Genomic DNA, 20,941 nt, shown 5'->3' on the forward strand with positions numbered 1-20,941 from the left:
TTATGATGAAAAAACGGAACTGTAATGGTTCTGTCAATCGCGGGATTGGCGGGATCATCAAGAAGGTTATGCTTATTCAATTTGTATTCGCTTTGTGTATTTTCACGAGCGTGGCGTCGGTGGTTTCACAAAACCGGGAAGTGAACCTGACTTTCGAGGACGTGTCTTTATCTCAAGCACTGAAAGGATTGAGCGAGGCATCCGGTTGCAAGTTTATTTTCAATTACGATGATTTGAACCGCTACAAGGTGACGGCTAGATTGCAGGGAACGAACGTGGAGGAGTGTTTGAATATTTTATTGAAGGATAAGCCGTTCAAGTATAATCACGAGGGTGAGTTTATCGTGATTTCTTATAAAGAGGACGGTCAAAAAGATGAAGGCTTTTTGGTGAAAGGTGTCGTGAAGGATCAGCAGGGAGTACCGCTGCCGGGGGTGACCGTGGTGGTGAAGGGTACGACAGCGGGTATGGCTACCGACGTGGACGGGGGGTTCGAGTTGCGGGTGAAAGAACGCAACGTGACGCTGGTGTTCTCTTTCGTGGGCATGAAGACGAAAGAGGTGGTTGCGGATGCGGATAAACCGGTAAACGTGGTGATGGAGGAGGAAGCCGAGATGTTGGGCGAAGTGGTTGCCACGGGTTACCAGACTATTTCACGGGAGAGGTCTACCGGTTCGGCGGTGATTATTAATTCCAAGAAATTGGGACAGGTGCAATCTACCGATTTGATGACGAAACTGGAAGGTATCACGCCGGGGTTGATGAATTACGGGGGAATCATGTCTATCCGCGGGCGGTCGTCTTTTGCCGTGGGGGCGACTCCTCTCGTGGTGGTGGACGGGCAGGTGGCAAATGTTGATCTGAATGCGATTAATCCGGACGATATCGAGTCACTCACCGTGTTGAAGGATGCCGCCGCTACCTCGTTGTACGGTGTGCGGGCTTCCAATGGCGTGATCGTAGTCGTGACGAAGAAGGCCAAGGATAAGACCACGGATGTGAATGTTTCTGCTGGATTTTATATATACCCGCTTCCGAGTTTGAGTTATCAGGATTACGCTTCTTCCAGTGATGTTATTGATTTCGAGCGGGAGTTTCTGTTGAACGATCCGACTTACAAGAGTAATCCTGCCGATTATTTCAGTAATAAGAATGATCCGACTAACCCGGGTCGATTGACGGGTGTGGAGCAGTTGTATTACGAGTTGTCTTTGGGAAACCTGACCGAGGCGCAGTTGAATCAGAAACTGGACGAATTGCGTAAATACGATTATCGTAAGGAAAGACAGAAAGCGTTGTTGGAAACAGCCGTGACGCAGGATTACAATTTGTCGATAGCCAGAGGCGGGGAAAATTCCAATTTGTTCGTGTCGTTCCGTTATCAGGATTACGGGCAATACGTGAAAAGCACCGAAAGCAAGCGTTTTAGCGTTTATTTGAAGAGCGAAATGGATTTGGCGAAGTGGTTTAAATTAACGTATGGTGCCAATGCTTATTTTTCCCGCACGAAACAATCCGTGTCGATAGATGATTTGGATGCGGGGTATTTAAATGAAATTATGCCTTACGAGAGATTGAAAGATGATGAAGGAAATCCGGTGTATCATTACTTCCACAATTATTACCTGTCACAGGAAATAAATGAAACGGAAGGGTTGAAGTTTATGGGGTATAATGAATTGGAAGCATCTACCCAGAATATGCAGACCACGCGGGATACTTATTTGAAGCTGTTCGCCCACACGGATTTCAAGATTATGAAAGGTTTGGATTTGGGATTGAAGTTCCAGTACGAGAGGAATTACACGGATAAAGACCGTTATGACGAGAAGGATTCTTACATGATGCGTAAGCTGGTCAACGAGTTTGCCACTAAAAACAGTTATGGCGATTTCGAGTATAATATTCCGGATGAAGGGCATATCAGGAAAGAGAATAACCGGAGCGAGTTCTATAATTTCCGGGCGCAGGCGAATTACCAGACAACTATCGGGGAGGATCATGATATCACGGTGTTGGTCGGTGGTGAAATCCGGCAGGATCATTGGCGGTCGTCCGGGAGTGAGGTGTACGGGTATGATAATGACAAGCTGACTTACGCGCAGATGGATTGGTTGACTTTGAGCCAAAGTGGAGTAATCGGGCAGTTGCATAGTTCGGCAAGGAAATACCGGAGCGAATATATTTCGACCGGTGATACGAAGCATCGCTACGTGTCGGCTTACGCTAATGCCGGGTATACTTACGCGGGACGTTACACGCTGAACGGGAGTATCCGGGTAGATCAGGCAGACCTTTTCGGTACAGACCCGAAATACAGGTACAGACCTTTGTGGTCGTTGGGAGCTAGCTGGAATATGACGAACGAGGCTTTCTTGCAGGATGTCGATTATCTTGATTTGTTAAAGCTACGCGTGACTTACGGTATAACGGGTAACGTGGATCAAAATTCGTCACCTTATTTATTGGGGGCGTATATGAATTCACTTTGGATTAACGCGAGCATAACGGATATCCTTGTGGCGCCGAATAAATTATTGCGTTGGGAGAAGACTTCATCTTTCAACGTGGGTGTTGATTTCTCACTTTTTTCACGGTTAAGCGGTTCGCTCGACGTGTACCGGAGATATAGTTCCGATTTGTTGGCGAAGAAGTCTTTGGACCCGTCTTACGGGTTCACGGAGGCAACCGTGAATAACGGGGAAATGAAGAACACGGGCGTGGAGTTGAGTTTGTCATACGATTGGTTGAAAAAGAAAGACTGGTCGTTGAATACCATGTTCACGGCTGCATATAACAAGAACAAGATCAAGAAGATCGGTTACACGCCGCCTGCCGCCGACTATATGTTGCAGAACCCGTATTCCTATTACTTGCAGGGTGATACTTACGGGACGGTGTACGCGTATCGTTACGCGGGGTTGACGGAAACGGGCGATCCTTCGGTGTATGACGAGAATGGCGAGGTACAATCCAACACGGCGGTGGATAATATCCATGCCTTGGTGGCGAAAGGACAATTGGCACCGAAATGGAACGGGGCGTTAGGGCTGAATTTAAGATGGAAGTCTTTGGAATTGAATGCCAAATTCGTGTATTATCTGGGACATTCGTTGCGTAATGATGTGCCGAAGTTGTATTCCGTGTATAGTGAAATCACGAGAAATATGCATAAAGATATCGCGAAACGCTGGACTCCGGAGAACACGGACACGGATGTGCCGTCGATGGGACCGAACGGGTTGGCGAGAGATCGGGATTTGCATTGGAGATATGCCGACGTGCACGTGTTGAGTGCCTCGTTTATCAAGTGTCGTAATATCGGGCTTTCTTATACTTTGCCGCAAGAGTGGGTACGTACCCTGAAACTGAGGAACGTGAATGTGCGGGCGCAAGTGAACAACCCGTTCTATTGGGCAAAGAATAAAGAAGGGATTGACCCGGAGGCTTTCAACGCTAACGAGGGGACACGCGCACAGGAGCAGGTGACGACTTATGTTTTCGGTTTGAATATTAATTTTTAAGGGGAGTAGAATATGAAAAGATATATAGCGATAGGCAGTTTGTGTTTGACCATGCTGTTTGCTGCATGTGATAATTTTCTGGATATAGTGCCTAAAGGAAAATCCGTGTTGAACTCCACGGAGGATTATCTCGGTTTGCTGGAAGAAATAAGCCCGAATTATGATATGGGAAACTTCTGGTATCTGGCGGATGAGGTGTGCAATTATAATATGCCCACGTTGGATGATTACCAGTACCCGCTGCCCGCGATTTGTTTCTTTTGGGACGAAACGAAGAATCGCGCGGATTACATGGAGACGGATGATTTGTACGAGAGGTGTTACAAGCGTATTATGCGATACAACGTGATTATAGCCAATATCGATGATTCGGAGGGGGACGCAACGGATAAGGTGACGGGGATGGCACAGGCGAGGATCATGCGGGCGTATAATTATTTCTTTTTGGTGAATAAGTTTGCCAAGTTCTATGACAAGAACACGGCGGCGACCGATAACGGGATTATTATCCATGAAGAGTTGAACTTGGAGGCGAAGAGCAAACAGTACACGGTGGCTCAGGTGTACGAGATGATCGAGCGTGATATCGAGGCGGCTTTGCCCGACCTGCCGGAACGTGCGACAGGTGTTTCCCGTCCGGATAAGTATTTCGGGTACGCCTTGAAGGCAAAAGTACATTTGTTCAAAAGGGAGATTGACGAGGCGTTGGCTGCCGGGTTGGAGGCATTGAAATCGGATTATCACAAGTTGTGGGATATGCCCGCTCTACACACGAAATTGATAGCGGAGAATCCTATACTCGAGATGATGCCTTCCATGTGGAGTAGCTATGTGTATCGGACGGAGGATGATCCGGAGAATTTATTGTACCAGTTCGGGTTGAACCAGTTTGATCCTTCTCCTTCTTATGTTCGCAAGCCGATTATCGATTTGTATGATAAGACGAATGATTTGCGTTACGTGATGTGTATCTCGTACGCGATGCCGGCACGTCCGACAGCGGAAGTCGGGGCAATGCCGATGATGTGCCAGAATATCAAGTGGAATTGCGGTGGTATCCGTTTGTCGGAGGTGTATTTGATGGTGGCGGAGTGTTACGCCCGGAAGGATGATAAGACGAACGCGTTGTATTATCTGGACGAGTTGCGGAAAATGAGATTCTTGCCCGCGGGATACAAGGCTTCGGAGGCAGCGGATGCAAAAGCGGCGTTTCAGTTGATTCGCGATGAACGGAAACGGGAGTTGTTGCTTACTTCCAACGGATTTTTTGATATGCGTCGTTTCTGTGCGGAATTTAACGAGACGCTGACGAAAGAGTACGTGATGAAAAATTCTACCACGGGAGAAATCACGACCAAGACGTACACGTTGAAGCCCGATTCCCCGTTATTGATCTGGCCTTTCCCGAAGAACGCGATGGAAACGAGTGATTTGATTCAAAATACGACTTTATGAGATGGGATTTTAATTTATTGTTCATGCTACTGGTTCTGGCTTTTGCCGGAACCGGTTGCCAGAACGGGAATGTGCCGGAAACGAGGGTGACATTCACGAAATCGGTGGACGGGGATATTTATTTCCAACCGGAGGAAAAAAGCGGGTATGAGAAGGTGATGCCGGATTCTTTGGGGAATCGCATGTTGAAGCTCGATTTGAAGGAACCGGGGTATTACCGGTACGTGAGTACGAAACAGGTTTTTTATCCCGTGTACCTGACTCCCGGTTCTCGAGTGGAGATTGTAGAAGATGCTGACGGGGTGACCTTTAAAGGAGATCACGCGGCGGAGAATACTTTTTTGGCGGAGAATGCTTTTATCGGGGTTTCCGCTGACGGGGTGGATGCGTATTCTGCCGAATGGCTGAAAATGAACGGGGAAGGAGTGGAACGTGTGATTGGTAAGTTGCGGGAATCCGGGTTGCCGCAGGAGTTCGTTCGGCAACAAGAGCTGAAATACAGGTACGGGTTTTACAATCAGTTGCTGGAAGGTCCGGCGTTGATGGCCATGTTTATGAACAAGAACGTGCGGTTGCCGGATGATTATTATGATTTTCTGAAAGATTTGAAGTTTGACGATCCGCTGATTACACGGGTACCGAAATGGTTCCAGACCATGTTGGCAGCTTTCGAGCGGATGGAAAAAGAGGGAATGTTGGAAGTGTCGCCGGATAATTTTATGGAGATTTACGGTAAGCGGATCGAGGATGAAAAGGTGCGTTCCCTGTTTTTGGTAAATCTGTTGGATTTTACATTGCAGAAGGGGTATTCGGATCAGTTCCCGAATTACATGATGAGCGTGCGGCGGCTGATTACCGATTCTATGGCAGTAGCCCAATTGCCGGTTATCGAAGCCCGTTATCAGGCAGCCCGGGAAGCGAATGAGGCTATTTTGCGGGGAATGCCCGCACCGGAATTTAAAGCGGTCGACGTGAAGGGAAAGGAGTATTCTTCTTCCGATTTTAAAGGGAAAGTACAAGTGCTGGACTTTTGGTTCACGGGTTGTGTTCCCTGTCGTGCCGAGATGCCCTACATGGAGAAATTGGCGGATGAACTGGAAGGACTGCCTATCGTGTTTGTTTCGATGTCTTTGGATACGGGGAACGAGTTGGTGGGACTTTGGAAGCAGATGGTGAAGGACAAGAAAGGTGCCGAGTATCATTTGAATGTGCCGGACGGTTTTAAATCAACGCTGGCAAAGAGTTACCTGATTCGAGCGGTTCCCCGGATTGTTATTATTGATAAGGAAGGTAAGATCGTGGACGCTTATGCCAAACGACCTTCTGATCCTAAATTGAAAATGCAACTGGAACAATTGATAAAGGAGTAGTTTCTTGGTTTTGAACTGATAGAGCCTGATTGTCATTTTGACGATCAGGCTTTGTTTTGTATAAAATCAAATAACGATCGTTTAATAATGTACAAATATAAGACTTTTTTCATTATTAGTAAATGATAACTATTTTATTTTCGAAATTCACAATCAGATAGTTGTGAATTTGTCAACAATCGTCGTGTGTTGCGAGGCGAATTATCAATAAACGATCCTTTTTTGAGCGTGTGTTGGGGAGATAATCGTTTGATTGTTAGAGTGTAATTAATTGCTCCGTCCATATCGAACGGAATAAGCCGAGTGATTATGTGTTTACTAAGTAATTGAAAAATAGATAGAATTACAAGTTTAAATTTAATCGTGAAATTATGAGAAAAGTTCTAGTTGCAATTTTGTGTTTGGTCTTTTTGGGGGCTTGTACCCGAAAAGATGTAGAGGAACAGACGGAAATTCCCGGTAGTGGTTTGACACTGGCTGTACGTTCCGGTGACAGTTTGATTGCCGCAGGGATACCGGCGGCTGTGTATATGCTTACGGGGTTGACGCAGAATCAGGTATGTGAACCGCAATATTTTACAGCGGATGAAAAGATTTCATACGAGGAGTTGTTGCCCGGTGAATACACGTTTTTCGTGTTGGGGAATGTTGTGGAAGAGGACGGCGTTTATCTTTCTCTTAGTGGCAGGGAGTTGAAACATGTAAATTTGGAGTGTTGGAGGTATAATCGTCTGCCGGATTTATCGTGTAATGTTGTAAAAGTAAACGGTTCGAAAGAGAACGTGACGGTTGAAATGGTGCGTTTGGTAGGAGGTGTAAAAGTGGATATTGTTAATCAGTCTGATTTCCGGAGTGTTGAGTTGGGATTGGCGTATTCCGGAGTGAATTTGGATTCGATAGCATTAGGTGAGTATGCTGTCTTTCCGAGGATGAATGGAATTTGGGACGTGACGATAGGTGAAGAGTTTTATCTTTTTCCTTCGAGTGAAGTGCTTAGGGGACAGGTGATTGCCTATGATGAAAATGATCAGATATATTATTTCGATTTTACCACGAAAAACGGGGTACAACGGAATAAAAGGTTGGAGTTGAGTTTGACCTTGAATAAAGAGTCTTCTGTTGCCCGTTCCGTGAATCTTGTAAGTACGGTGGACTGTGTGGAAAAAGTATCGGAATTATAATTTAAATAGAAAGAACATGAAAAGAATAATCTATATACTTGTTGCGTTGTCAGCCGTGTGGTTCGCAGGGTGTCAGGAAGATCAACTTGAAGGAGAAATGCCGGGTAAGGAAGTTCCGTTGACTTTTAACGGCAGGTCTTCTAATCTGTCACTCGATGCTTTGACGGCAGAGGTTGATGCTTTGCATTTGTTGATTTTTAATGAAGATGGTACGCTTTACTTGAAAAAGGAATTTGCAGGACTGGCAAGTGTGACTCCCGTGAAATTGCCTTTGGGGAAATATACTTTCGCTTATTTGTCTAATATTGATGAAGCTCAAATCGGGGGAATTGGAGAAGGGGCAACCTTGGATAAAGTGACTGTTTCGTTGAAGAAAGATGCTGACGGTGATTTCGTTTTACCCGGTAGTATCTTTTCCGGTAAAGACGAGATCACGATTGGTGAGGATGAAAAAAGTAATGCCGAATTGAGCCGATTGGTCGGAAGGATGGATGTAAACGTGAAGGGCTTGAAGAGTGGTGTCGAGTTGAAAAGCGTGACGTTGTTGGGGTCACCCGAAACCATCCGCTTTGACGGGAGTGCCGAAGGGAATCCCGTGCGTTTAAAGGTACCGATGAGTAACACGGAAGAGATGATAAAAGGGGAGGTGATTGCGTTCCCGACTTGCCGTGATTCTATTGCCTGTTTGGAATTTCAAGTGGAGGTAAACGGAGAGGTACAAACTCATGTATCCGAGTTGAAAAACAAGGTGGAAGCGAATAAAATTCACACGATCAACGCGAATGTGAACGTGTCCGGCGGGATTGTAAACGTGACGATTGAGATGAACGTCGAACCTTGGGGAGAAACCGTGAAGGAAGATTTAACAGTGAATAAGAGGGTGTACGTGGATTCGTTGATGATTAAAGTTGCAATGGAACCCGGAGCTTCTTTAGATATTCAAAAAGTGAACTTGGTGGATATGCAATTCACGAAGAACGAGCAGGGGGAGGGATATTTCTCCGTTCGCTCCAGTGAACTCGATCCGACGAACCCGATGACGATAGCGGGGGATACGCTTGTTATAAAATACATGAGTCAGGTTATTCTGGGAAATTATATTTTGCAACGAATAGAGTTGCTGGATTCTTCTTACTCGAATATGTATGTTTTGCCCGCTCCAGTCAGAAATCTGGTTGTCGATTCTACCGGGTGCATGGTTGTGACGTTGCCTAAAATGAAAGAGGTTGCGGCCAATGATTTGCAAGCCATGTTGGATTTGCGGGATGTGATGAAGGAGGCGGGTGTTGACGTGGGAGGAAACTGGAATAGCGATAATATTAATTTATGGTATAACGTGGAGTTGGACGATGCGGGACGGGTGATCGGTATCGGTTATTCGGAATTGGATGATTTGTTGGATGAGTATGACCGGATGAGTGCAAGAAAAGCAAACACGATGAAAGCTAATGCTTCCGCCCGAAGTGGTGGTGAGGTGTTGCCGACTTGGAATTTGCCGAATTCTTTTAAGAATTTGACCGCGTTAAAACATTTTAATATGACGGAAAGTTCTTTCGGGAGTCTGGCAGAAGTGCCTTCTTTTATAAAAGAGTTACCCGTGCTGGAAGAACTTTCTGTTGTTACGGATGCAACTACTCTTCCTGAATTGCCCGAAACTTTGAGATATTTGTGCGTGAGTAGTTCGACGTTGACAACAGTTCCTGCCCATATCGGTAATTTGGGCAAGTTGGAAGCGTTAGTGTTTACCGTGCCCTATTTGAATGTCGACGAAGAGATCGGTGATTATTTCCCGGTACTTACGATATCCCGGATTGCTTCTATGAAGATGGATTTCTCTAAATTGACAAATTTAAAGTACCTGTATCTTGTAGCGACGCCGACTTGCACCTTGCCGGGTTCCGTGTGGAGCGTGACAGGAAATATTGTTGAATTGGGAATCGCGGGATTCAGTAAAATTCAAGTGCCCGGTAGTGATTTTACGGCTTTACGTTCGTTTGCTGTGGCGAATGAAAATATGGAACCCTTGGATATCGAGGCAATAAAGAATGCTGCGAATTTGGAAGATTTGAATTTGTATTCTCCTGTTTTCGGGAAGAATGGTCTGCCGGATTGGATGGGACAAATAACAACGTTGAGGTATATTACGCTGGATAGTTGCGGGGTGACTTCTATTCCGGAGTCATTCAGTCATTTGACGAATCTGTATGAGTTGTATTTGCCGCGCAATCCTGATTTGAAAGGGCAATTGCCTTCCGGGTTATTGGAGATGTATAATGCGGGTGATTTATACGTGAGTGCTAACGAGTCTATAGATTTTAGTCCTGACGGGATTCTTCTTTATGTGGACAGGGAATATGTAGAAGTTCCGGCAGAAGGAGAGGAGTATATTATCGAGGTACGCTCGAATTCTAAATGGACTTGCAGAATACCTGACCCGTGGACTGATTTTATCCGTGTTACGTTTGCAGATGAGGAAAATGCGAGAGATACCATTGCCGGAAGTCGGGGTGTATTGAACGGTGAAGGGAAAGCAAGGCTTCGTGTAATTGTAGAGCCGAATAATCCTTATATGGTTTATCAGCATGATAGAAGCGGACGTGTTGTTATAGAAGCGGGACGACATACATCTCAGGTTACGTTTTATCAAAAAGAGGTGCTGAAGCCTGTCGTGTCGGTTTCTCCTGCTTCATTCTCGGTTCGTTCGGGAGACACGTTTGTATTTGACGTGACTTCCAATACATGGTGGAATGTTGACGTGGAAACGGTTTCAGGCGATGGAATGATTACCCCGGACGTGTGGTACGGTACCGGTAACGGACAGGTGAGATGCACGTTGGAAACTCAACAAGGCTGTAGTTTTAAAGTAGTGCTCCGGGACGTCTATGGTGATAAAGCGGCTGAAGTGACTGTTACCGGGTTACCCGCTTCCGGGGAGATACCGAGGGATTCCACGAATATGAAGTGATGAAGCGTGCGAGTAGTAACCGTTAAAATGTATAGTATGAAAAAATTGATTTATATATTCATGGTGTTGTCGCTGTCGCTGGGATTCTGTGGTTGTGGCGGTAGCGGAGGGGATAGTCCTGAACCGGAGCCTGAACCGGAACCGGTCAACCCGGCGGGAGCCGTGAAGGTTGAATTTGCCTTGAAGAGCGGTATCGGTAGTCTGGATGATGCCGGGTTGAAAGGGATTATCTCGCACGTGCGTTTGTACGTGTTTGATCAGGCGGGGAAGTTGTTGAAAAATTATAAATATAATTCCGTGGCGGACATCAAGAGCGTTGAATTGGAGAAGGGAAGCTACACGGTGGCATTCGTGGGGAATGTGCCGGAGGACGGGAATATTTCCGGGGAAACGGTGGGTACGGCTCTTGCCGATATGAAGATTCAATTGACGAGGAAGGAGAATGCCGCTAATTTCACCCCGCTTGGAGATGTGCTTTTTGCGAAAAACACGTTGACGGTAGGCGAGGAGGAGGTCAAAGTGGAGCTTACCGTGAAACGAACGCTCTCGACCACTAAAGTACAGATGACGGATAATTCCGGGAAAATCGCGGAGGCAGGAGTGCTTGTGCCCAACGTGGGGACAACGCTTGCTTTCGGGGACACGGAGTGGAAGAATCCCGGAACGGTGTTCGTGACCATGACGAAAGGCGGAGCGGCAAGAAGTTTTTCACGGGCGGATGACGAGAATAAGAATTACTCGGCGACGATGAATATCGCGGTGGTGAGCGAGAGCGGTAGTGGCAGTACCGGGGAGAGTAATAATATCCAGTGTAATATTATCGCGAAGGATGCTTCACAAGAGGTGGTTTTGGCTCAAGTGATAAATGTTGTTGCGGAAACCAAACCGGACACGGAAGTTTCCATGAACGTGGAGGTGAACGAGAGCAATTCCGGTGACGGGCAACTCGAATCGACCGTGAACAAGGTGGAAACGAAAGATGAAACTGGGAAGACGGAGGAATTGCCGGGCGATAAGATTGAAGTTAAGGAAACCGACGTGACGCTCGAGGTGTTCCCCGGTGATTGGGAAACGGGAAATTCGGAGGACGTGGAAATTGGCGAGCGGGAAGATTTTGTTCGACCGGGAGGCTCGGAAGTGGATTGGGAGAAAGGAGAGGAAGAAGATGTCGTTGTGACCGATTAGTTTTATAGATAAATTTTGAAGGCCAACTGGTTTATTGCAAATTAGTTGGCCTTTTTTTATGTTGTGATATTTATAATTATCTATAAAAGTTTATATGATAATTTATTGAGAATCAAATAACCTTCGTTTAATGATTCACAAATATAAGACATTTTTTATTATTTGTAATTATCCATCTGTTTATTTTTAAAATTCATACACAGAGAGTTGTATTTCTATTAGGCGTGCTGTCTTCGGATATTATTAAGTTATCATTAATTGAACATTTTTTGATATGTTTTAAGACTGTAATCATCTGATATTTAATATATGAAACATTGTTTTGTCATTATTAAACAAAATGAATTAGTTTATTGGTTGATTGCTAAATAATTGAGAGACAGATAGAATTACAAGTGTAAATTTTAATTGCGAAATTATGAGAAAAGTTCTAGTTGCAGTTTTTTGTTTATTCCTTTTCGGGGCTTGTTCCCAGAAAAGTGAAATGGAGCAAACGGAAATTCCGGAAAGAGGTTTGGAGTTGGCTGTGCGTTCCGGTGAAGGTGTGATTCCGGAGGAAGGGATGTCTGCTTCGGTGTATGACCTTACTTATTTGAAGTCCGATGAAGTATGTGAACCGGTTTATTTTGCCGCGGGAGAACCAATAGCGTTCAAGGATTTGGATGCCGGCGAACATACGTTTTTCGTGTTGGGTAATGATAGAGAGGAACAATCGAACTATGTTGTTTTGAGAGATAAGGACAAGAAAGTGTTGTTTTTGCAATCTGATTATTATACTCTTCCCGAATTGTTTGGAGGTGTGGCTCGAGTGGACGGTGCAAATGCTTCTGAAACGGTGGTGATGAACCGTCTGGTTGGGGGGCTTGTCGTGAACGTGGTGAACGAGGATGAATTTTACGCGATGGATATTTTTTTCGATCGTCCGGAGTTGGACGAGATTCAGGTGAATGATTATACTATTATTCCCCAATGGGATTCTTATAACCTTGGGCGAGGCTACGAATGTTATAGTTTCCCGACAAAAAACGTGGTGAGCGGGACGGTTATTGTTTGGGATGAATACAAGAACGAGTCTTATTTTGATTTCAAGTCCGAGAAATGTATCGAACGCAACAAGAAACTGGAGTTGAATATCACGTTGGTGCCCGGTTCCTCGATAGCTCGTTCCGGGGATGCTGGAAATAAGGCGGTTTGTGAGGAAAAAGTATCTGATTTATAATCTAAAATGATAGCGAAATGAAAAGAATATTATATACTCTCATTGTATTGTCGACCGTGTTGTTCACGGGATGCCGGGAAGATCAGCTCGAAGGTGAAGGTCCGGGTAAAGAGGTTGCCTTGACGTTCAGCAGCAGGTCTTCTGATTTGTCGGCGGACGCATTAAGCAAGGAAATTACTGGTTTGCATTTATTGATTTTTAACGAGGACGGTACTTTCTCGCAACAAAAGGAATATAACGGGTTGGCTAACGTGACTCCCGTGAAATTGCCTTTGGGGGCTTATACTTTTGCTTATCTTTCCAATATTGACAAACAACAGATTAGCGGGTTGGCAGAGGGCGCTAAACTGGATGATGTTGTTGTCACGTTGCAAGCGGATGCTAACGGTGATATTATTTTGCCCGGTAGTATTTTCTCCGGTACGGATAAGATCACGGTGGGAGAGGATAAGACGAGCGATGCAGCTTTAAGCCGTATGGTGGGACGTCTGGATATCAATGTGAGCGGGTTGAAAGGAGGCGTGGAATTGCAAAGCGTGACTTTGTTGGGCTCCCCAAAATCCGTAAGTTTTAACGGGACTCCCAAAGACACGAAAGCACAATTGAAAGTGCCGATGAGCAAGGACGGGGAATTGATGAAAGGTCAGGCGATAGCTTTCCCGACTTGTGTCGATTCTCTGGCTCGCTTGAAATTCGTGATCGTGGAGGATGGCGAAATAAAGACTTACGTGTCTGCATTGAAAAATAAGGTGGAGGCAAACAAGATTCACACGATCAACGCGAAGGTGAATGTCGTGGGAGGTGTTTTCGACGTGGCGATTGAAATGAGCTTGGAAGAGTGGGGAGCTTCGGAGAGTGAGGATATTACGGCAATTCAGAAAATATATCTTGATAGTTTGACCGTGAAATTCTTGGTGGAGAACGGTTCAACGGTGAATTTTAACCGGGTTCATCATCTGATGGCTGATATCGTGGATGGTAAAGGAGAGCACGTGTATTCTTTGTATGCCAATAAATATGACTCGTACAATTCCCTTTACGTTAGCGAGGATACGCTTATAGTGAAGTGTCGTGACCGGGTGCTTGTCGGGAATTATACCTTGCAAAATATTTCATTGCGGGATTCCGTGGATAATAATCTTTATGCACTGCCTGCCCCGGTGAAGAACGTGGTACTCGATACGACGGGCAACGTGGTGGTCGTGTTGCCGAAGATGCCGGATGTGTCGGTTGATGATAAGGCTGTTATGCTGGAATTGCGGGATGCGATGAGAGCGGCGGGGCTTGATGTTAGTGGTTGGAGCGGGGATAATATTAATTTGTGGTATAACGTGGAGATGAACGCGGCGGGACGTGTCGTGAGAATAGGTTATTCTCGATTAGATGATTATAGTGATAATGATTATGATCACGGGGGAGGGGTAAAGTCGACACAGGCGGCGAAAACAAATGCTAAAGCTTCAAGAAATAGTACTCCGTCTGCTTGGAGTTTGCCGGAGTCTTTCAAGAATTTGACTGAATTAAAATGTTTTAGTACCGGGGAGAGTTCTTATGGCTGCCTGACTGAAATTCCGGCATTTATTAAGGAGATGAGCAAATTGGAGGAGCTTTCTGTTTACACGTATGGCACGACTCTACCCGAATTACCTGTTAGTTTGAAATTGTTGGAAATATGTAGTGAAAGTTTAACGGCGATTCCATCACATATCACTAATCTGGTAAATCTGCAAGTGCTTGTTTTTGAAGTACCTTATGATGATGATGGTAAAAATGAAGATATCGATCTTTCGAAATCTGCGATTTCTTCGGTTAATGTGGACTTTAGTCAACTGACTGAATTAAAATACCTGTTCATTCAAGCGGGGACTAATTGTACTTTCCCGAATGCTTTATGGAATATGACGGGAGAATCGCTTACAGGACTTGCCCTTGCCGGGTTCAGTGGTATAGAGATTCCCACTACCGTGACACGGTGGACGTCTTTGCGGGAATTGGCTTTGGCGAACGATAATCTTACTCCTGCCAATATTCAAGCAATAAAGGATTTGAGACTGGAAGATTTGACTATATATTCTCCTGTTTTTGCACAAAACGGTTTGCCGGATTGGTTGGGACAAATGAGTACGTTGGAGTACTTGACATTGACGAATTGCGGACTCACGGCGATTCCGGACTCGTTCAACGGTCTGACGAATCTGGAAGATTTTGACTTGTCGAGGAATCCGAATCTGACAGGGAAATTGCCTTCCGTGCTGTTGGAAAGATATAATAGCGGTGCGTTGTATGTTTACGTGGAGGATTCCCCGAATTTCAGTCCGGATGGAATCACGCTTGTTATAACTCAGCAAGAAATTAATGCTTCGGGAGATGGCGGTGTGTATGACATTGATATTACATCAAATGGAGCATGGAGTTGTGAGTTGCGTGCCGATTGGGAAGGTTTCATGACCTTGATATACGGGAATGACAGTGTTTCTTACAATTATGAAACTTTAAAAGGAAATGGTAATGCCAAACTGAAAGTGAGGGTGAAACCTAACTTGTACGGGGCAGATTTTTTTAGGAGTGGAGAAGTTATTGTACGTGCCGGGCGCCACTCTACCGGAGCCGTGCGAATTAACCAAGAAGGGGCAACAGTAGAGAAACTTGAAACGAACGGTAAAGATTCGTATTCCGTGGCAGCGGGAGATTCGTTCACGTTTGAAATATTTTCAAATACGGCTTGGTTTGTTGAAACGACATGTGTTGAAGGTGAAGGGACGTTGGAAATGGAACCGTCCGGAGGCGATGGAAACGCATGGACAAAGGGAGAGCTTGTGATGCTGGAAGGCGTGTCGTCGTGTAAGATTTTAGTGAACTTGAAGTCAAAACATTCCGATTTGCAAAGAACAATAACGGTGAACGGGTATCGGAATTGATGATAAAGCGTTCTAGTAATAACCATTAAAATGTATTGAATGAAAAAGTTTATTTATATATTCATGGTATTGTCGTTGGCGCTTAATTTTTGCAGTTGCGGCGGCGGAAGTGGAGAGCCAGATCCGGACCCTGAGCCGAATCCGGACCCAACACCGGGAACGGAAACCGTGAAGGTCGGATTTACCTTGAAAAGCGGTGTCGGCAATTTGGATGATGCCGGTCTGAAAGGGATTATCTCGCACGTGCGTTTGTACGTGTTCGACCAAGCGGGAAAATTGCAGAAAAGCTACAAGTATAATTCCGTGGCGGATATTAAAGACGTGGAATTGGATAAGGGAAGCTACACGATCGCTTTCGTGGGTAATGTACCTGAGGATGCCAATATAGCGGGAGATGCCGTGGGTACGGCTCTTGCCGATATGAAGATTCAGTTGACGAGGAAGAACAATGCAGCCAATTTCACCCCGCTGGGCGACGTGCTTTTTGCCAAGAATACGTTAACCGTGGGTGACGAGGACACGAAAGCGGAGCTTACCGTGAAACGGACGCTCGCGGCAACGAAAGTCCAGATGACGGATAATTCCGGGAGAATTGCCGAGGCGGGAGTGCTTGTCCCTAACGTGGGGACAACGCTTGGTTTCGGGGATACGGAATGGAAGAATCCGGGAACAGTATTCGTGACGATGGCGAAAGGCGGTTTGGCGAGAGGGCTAGGTCGTGCCGAGGGAGATAATAATTATTCGGCAACGATGAATATCGCTGTGATAAATGAAGGCGGTAGCGCGGGAGATAATAATATCGAGTGTAATATTATCGCGAAAGATGATTCAGAGGAGATAATTTTATCCCATCTTTTCAGTCTTGCCGTGGAAACGAACCCGGATATGCAAGTTGTGATGGATATGGAAGTCAACGAGAGTACTTCCGGTGACGGGCAACTGGAGTCTACTTTGAATAAAGTGGAAACGACGGATGAAACCGGAAAGACCGAAACTTTGCCGGACGACAAGATCGAAGAGAAAAAGAATGATGTCGAACTGGAAGTCTTCCCCGATGACTGGGAAACGGGAAACTCGGAAGATATCGAGGTCGGTGAGCCGGGAGGAACAGTTCGACCGGGAGGCACGGAAGAGGATTGGGAGAAGGGTGAGAATGAAGATGTTGTGGTAGGTGATTAAATAAATGGAGAGGCAGGAGAAAATTTCTGCCTCTCTTGTTTTTCTCGTGGGGGAGGATAGAAGGAGAGTATAGATGAGATTATATTTGGTTTATCGGAATGATTTATGTAATTTTGCAATACAACTTTAAATTTGCATAAATGACTGGAATGAATTTTATAAACAGAGAGTTAGCAGAGGTTATTCGAGAAGCGGTAGCTTATTTTCCTGTAATTACAATCACGGGACCGCGTCAGTCCGGGAAGACGACGCTTATATGTAACTTGTTTGAAAATCTACCCTATTTTTCACTTGAAAATTTGGATGTCAGGGATTTTGCCTTGCGTGATCCGATCGCATTTTTGAACCAGCATCCTGACGGTATGATACTGGATGAGGTACATAATGCTCCCGATTTACTTTCGTATATTCAAGGAATGGTGGATGAAAACCCTCGACGTCGGTTTATTCTTTCGGGCAGTTCGCAATTTGCAATGCTTAGAAAGGTATCGCAGTCGTTAGCCGGGCGTACAGCCGTGTTTGAGTTATTACCGATGTCTTACTCTGAAATAAAAGAGTTATCAAAAGAAAAGTCATTGGATGAATTGCTATTTGATGGTTTTTATCCGGCAATATATTCGGGAAGTAATGTTCCTAAATTTTTGTATCCTTCGTATGTAAAAACTTATTTGGATAAAGATGTACGGGATTTGTTACAGATAAAAGATATGATGCAATTTCATACTTTTATAAGACTTTGTGCGGGGCGGATAGGTTCATTGTTTAATGCTTCCGAGCTATCTAATGAGGTTGGGGTTGCTGTTAATACGATCATGGCATGGCTGTCTGTGCTTCAAGCGTCTTATCTCGTGATGTTATTGCCGCCTTATTTTGCAAATTCACGTAAACGGCTGACAAAAACGCCTAAATTGTATTTCATGGATACGGGACTTGCTTGTTATCTATTGGGTATCGAATCAGCAGAGCAGTTGGCACGGGATAAGATGCGCGGGGCTATTTTCGAGAATTTTGTGGTGATGGAAGCTCTCAAGAAACGTTATAATGAGGGAAAAGAGAGTAATTTGTTTTTTTACAGGGATAGTAATCAAAATGAGGTGGATTTGTTGATGAAGCGGAATGATGGATTTGTCGGTGTCGAGATTAAATCTGCTATGACTTATAACCGTGACTTTGAAAAAACATTAAGGCTGTTTGATTCTTGGATAAAAGAACCGGTGGTTGAAAAGGCTATTGTTTATGCAGGTATGTTAGAAAATAATGTGGGAGAGATTAAACTATTAAACTACTCTAATTTTGATACTATACTTAAATAATTCTTGAGGTGTCGTTTTAGGGATATTCCGTAAATACAAATGATTCCCCTTCAATAGAAGTTTACCCGTTCAGCTCAAACCTTACCCGGTTCACGATGGAACGTCCCAAGGTGAGTTCGTCGGTGTATTCGAGGTCATTGCCGACGGCGATGCCTTTGGCGAGAGTGCTGACGAGTAATTCGTCTTTACGGGGTAGTTTCTTGAAGATGTAGTAACCCGTGGTGTCGCCTTCGATGGTGGCACGGAGGGCAAAGATAATTTCTTTCACGGGGGTGTTGGCTACCCGTTCCAGCAGGCTCGTGATGTTGAGGTCGGAGGGTCCGATACCGTCCATGGGCGAGATAATGCCGCCGAGGACGTGGTAGAGTCCGCGATATTGTCCGGTGGCTTCGAGGGACATGATGTCCTTGATGTTTTCCACGACACAGATGGTCTGTGCATCCCGTTTGGGGTCGGAACAAATTTCGCACATGTCTTCGTCGGAGATATTGTGGCATTGACGACATTCTCGGATGGATTCTTTCAAGGCAGTGATGCTATCCGTGAATTGCTTCACTTCCTCGGGGCTTTGCCGGAGCATGTGCAGCACGTAGCGCAAGGCGGTTTTGCGTCCTATTCCCGGGAGGGAAGCAAATTGTTCTACCGCTTTTTCCAGTAATTTGGACGATAAAGATTGCATGTTTACTCCTCTTCTTTGAATTTTATATCACGGATCATCATTTGTATGTCACTCCTGCCCATGAATTCATTTTCCTGCAGGGTATAGCATATATCGAAGTATTCACCTTTGCTGATGCGGGAGAAATCTTCCCCCATGCCGAAGGCGATACCGCTCCGGTCGTTGCATAAGCGGGTGTCGTCAACAACCACTAACTTGAGGTGTTCATTGTTTCTGCCCACTTGTTTCGAGCCGATGAAGTTTGTCACATTGTCGGTCATGAATACCGGAATCGTGTTGTTGGGACCGAACGGGGCGAATTTTTGAATCATCGTGTAGAGTTCCGCCGTGATATCGTTCAGTTTAATTTGCACGTCGATGTTGATTTGAGGCGTCAACATCTCTTCGGTAATGGTTTCGCTCACGATTTTTTGGAATTTGGCTTTAAAAGGCTCAATGTTTTCCAGTTTCAGAGTCAAACCTGCCGCGTATTTGTGTCCGCCGTAATTTTCCAGATACTCGCTGCATTGCGAGATGGCGTAGTACAAGTCAAATCCTTCCACGGAACGGGCGGAGCCTGTTGCCAGACCGTTTGATTCGGTGAGGATGACTGTCGGGCGATAGTAGTATTCCGTCAACCGGGAAGCCACGATACCGATGACACCTTTGTGCCAGTTCGGGTTGTAAAGTACGGTAGCTTTTTGGGTTTGATCGTAGTGGGATTGGTTGATGTATTCGAGGGCTTCTTCGGTGATGTCGTGGTCGAGTTTTTTGCGTTGGTCGTTGAAGTTATTGATGCTCCCTGCAACTTCCGCCGCTTTTTTCTCGTCATCGGCAATCAGCAGTTCCACGGATTTGTTCCCCGATTCTACCCGACCTGCTGCGTTGATTTTCGGTCCTATGCGGAACACGATGTCGTTCACGGTTAGGTCTTTGTCAATACCGGAGAATTTTAATATGGTTTTCAGCCCAAGACTGGGATTCTGGTTCAATTGCAACAGTCCGAAATAAGCAAGAATACGATTCTCTCCCGTGATCGGCACGATATCGCTAGCTATGCTGACACAAACCAGATCGAGTAACTTGTACAAGTCGGACATGGGGAGGTTGTGTCTGAGGCTGTATGCCTGTGCTAGTTTGAAACTGACACCGCAACCGCTTAGCCAGCGGTAGGGGTAATTACAGTCTTTTCGTTGCGGATCGAGGACTGCCACGGCATCGGGAAGTTCATCTCCCGGCGTGTGGTGGTCGCAGATGATAACATCCACGCCTTTTGATTTGGCATAACGTACCTTTTCAACAGCCTTAACCCCGCAGTCGGTGACGATCATCAGTGATATGCCGTTCTCTGCCGCGTAATCAATGGCACGAATGGAAACCCCGTATCCTTCCGTGTAACGGTCCGGGATGTAATATTCCGGATTCTCGCATTTGTTCTTGAGATACTTGTAAAGTAAGGCTACAGCTGTTGTCCCGTCCACGTCGTAATCGCCATAGATCATGATCTTTTCTTCGTTGCCAATGGCTCTCTCCAATCGGGTGACCGCTTTATCCATATCCTTCATTAGGAATGGATCGTGCAGCATGTTAAGGGTTGGGTTGAAGAAAGCATGAGCCTCTTCTGCAGTATTCACACCCCGTTGAAGTAACAGGTTTGCAATGACGTAACTGCAGTCAAGATCTTTGGATAATGCGTCTATTTTTGCCCACTCGGGTGGGGTATTGATAACCCATCTTTTCTTCATTATTTACTTTCTCCTATTCAACTTACAAAGAAGCGGAATTTCCTCGGGATTTCAAAAGAATAGCGATTATATTTTTTAACAGGTTGTGACGATGGGGGATTATGCGTTTGTATTTCAATCGGGTAGAGTTTGAAAAGTTCATAAAGTTTATAAGGTTTATAAAGTTCATAAAGTAACGGACGTCCTTCGGACAGGGTCTTAAACCTTATAAACTTTATGAACCTTATGA

General features: G+C 45.3%; 12 protein-coding genes. 10 read left to right on the top strand and 2 right to left on the bottom strand.

Annotation, left to right across the window (positions count from 1 at the left end; translation table 11 throughout):
* Positions 1 to 2: 2 nt before the first annotated feature.
* The 10 genes from ACK8P8_RS09055 (at position 3) to ACK8P8_RS09100 (ending at position 18,309) form a co-directional block, all read left to right on the top strand.
* Entirely contained in the window at positions 3 to 3,524 is a 3,522-nt protein-coding gene (locus ACK8P8_RS09055) for a SusC/RagA family TonB-linked outer membrane protein (protein ID WP_369858973.1), read from the top strand.
* 12 nt (positions 3,525 to 3,536) lie between these two features.
* The gene (locus tag ACK8P8_RS09060; protein WP_369858972.1) at positions 3,537 to 4,979 is read left to right on the top strand and encodes a RagB/SusD family nutrient uptake outer membrane protein; all 1,443 of its coding nucleotides are present in this window, start codon (positions 3,537 to 3,539) and stop codon (positions 4,977 to 4,979) included.
* Positions 4,976 to 6,349 carry a TlpA family protein disulfide reductase gene (locus ACK8P8_RS09065; protein ID WP_369858971.1) on the top strand — a complete coding sequence of 458 codons (1,374 nt, stop codon included), beginning with the start codon at positions 4,976 to 4,978 and terminating at the stop codon, positions 6,347 to 6,349. Before ACK8P8_RS09060 ends, ACK8P8_RS09065 begins: the two co-directional genes overlap by 4 nt.
* 371 nt (positions 6,350 to 6,720) lie before the next feature.
* The gene (locus ACK8P8_RS09070; RefSeq protein WP_369858970.1) at positions 6,721 to 7,530 is read left to right on the top strand and encodes a hypothetical protein; all 810 of its coding nucleotides are present in this window, start codon (positions 6,721 to 6,723) and stop codon (positions 7,528 to 7,530) included.
* 16 nt (positions 7,531 to 7,546) lie between these two features.
* Positions 7,547 to 10,495 carry a FimB/Mfa2 family fimbrial subunit gene (locus tag ACK8P8_RS09075; protein ID WP_369858969.1) on the top strand — a complete coding sequence of 983 codons (2,949 nt, stop codon included), beginning with the start codon at positions 7,547 to 7,549 and terminating at the stop codon, positions 10,493 to 10,495.
* A gap of 36 nt (positions 10,496 to 10,531) precedes the next feature.
* Positions 10,532 to 11,680 carry a FimB/Mfa2 family fimbrial subunit gene (locus ACK8P8_RS09080; protein WP_303179040.1) on the top strand — a complete coding sequence of 383 codons (1,149 nt, stop codon included), beginning with the start codon at positions 10,532 to 10,534 and terminating at the stop codon, positions 11,678 to 11,680.
* Positions 11,681 to 12,098: 418 nt separating this feature from the next.
* A complete protein-coding gene (locus tag ACK8P8_RS09085; protein WP_303179042.1) occupies positions 12,099 to 12,899 on the top strand; it encodes a hypothetical protein in 801 nt (266 codons plus the stop codon).
* Positions 12,900 to 12,916: 17 nt separating this feature from the next.
* Complete coding sequence (locus ACK8P8_RS09090; protein WP_303179044.1) at positions 12,917 to 15,817, top strand: FimB/Mfa2 family fimbrial subunit; 2,901 nt, start codon at positions 12,917 to 12,919, stop codon at positions 15,815 to 15,817.
* Positions 15,818 to 15,856: 39 nt separating this feature from the next.
* Positions 15,857 to 16,996, top strand: coding sequence for a FimB/Mfa2 family fimbrial subunit (locus ACK8P8_RS09095; protein WP_303179046.1), 1,140 nt, complete (start codon positions 15,857 to 15,859; stop codon positions 16,994 to 16,996).
* 149 nt (positions 16,997 to 17,145) lie between these two features.
* Positions 17,146 to 18,309: an ATP-binding protein gene (locus tag ACK8P8_RS09100; RefSeq protein WP_410025795.1), complete on the top strand. Its 1,164-nt coding sequence runs from the start codon at positions 17,146 to 17,148 to the stop codon at positions 18,307 to 18,309.
* Between the two features lie 61 nt (positions 18,310 to 18,370).
* On the opposite strand, the gene recR is transcribed toward ACK8P8_RS09100, so the two are convergent.
* Positions 18,371 to 18,988, bottom strand: a complete 618-nt coding sequence (gene recR, locus ACK8P8_RS09105; protein ID WP_186978069.1) for a recombination mediator RecR — start codon at positions 18,986 to 18,988, stop codon at positions 18,371 to 18,373.
* Between the two features lie 2 nt (positions 18,989 to 18,990).
* The gene (recJ, locus tag ACK8P8_RS09110) at positions 18,991 to 20,712 is read right to left on the bottom strand and encodes a single-stranded-DNA-specific exonuclease RecJ (protein WP_186978067.1); all 1,722 of its coding nucleotides are present in this window, start codon (positions 20,710 to 20,712) and stop codon (positions 18,991 to 18,993) included.
* Between the last annotated feature and the right edge of the window lie 229 nt (positions 20,713 to 20,941).

Source organism: Butyricimonas muris (genome assembly GCF_046365375.1).
GTDB lineage: Bacteria > Bacteroidota > Bacteroidia > Bacteroidales > Marinifilaceae > Butyricimonas > Butyricimonas muris.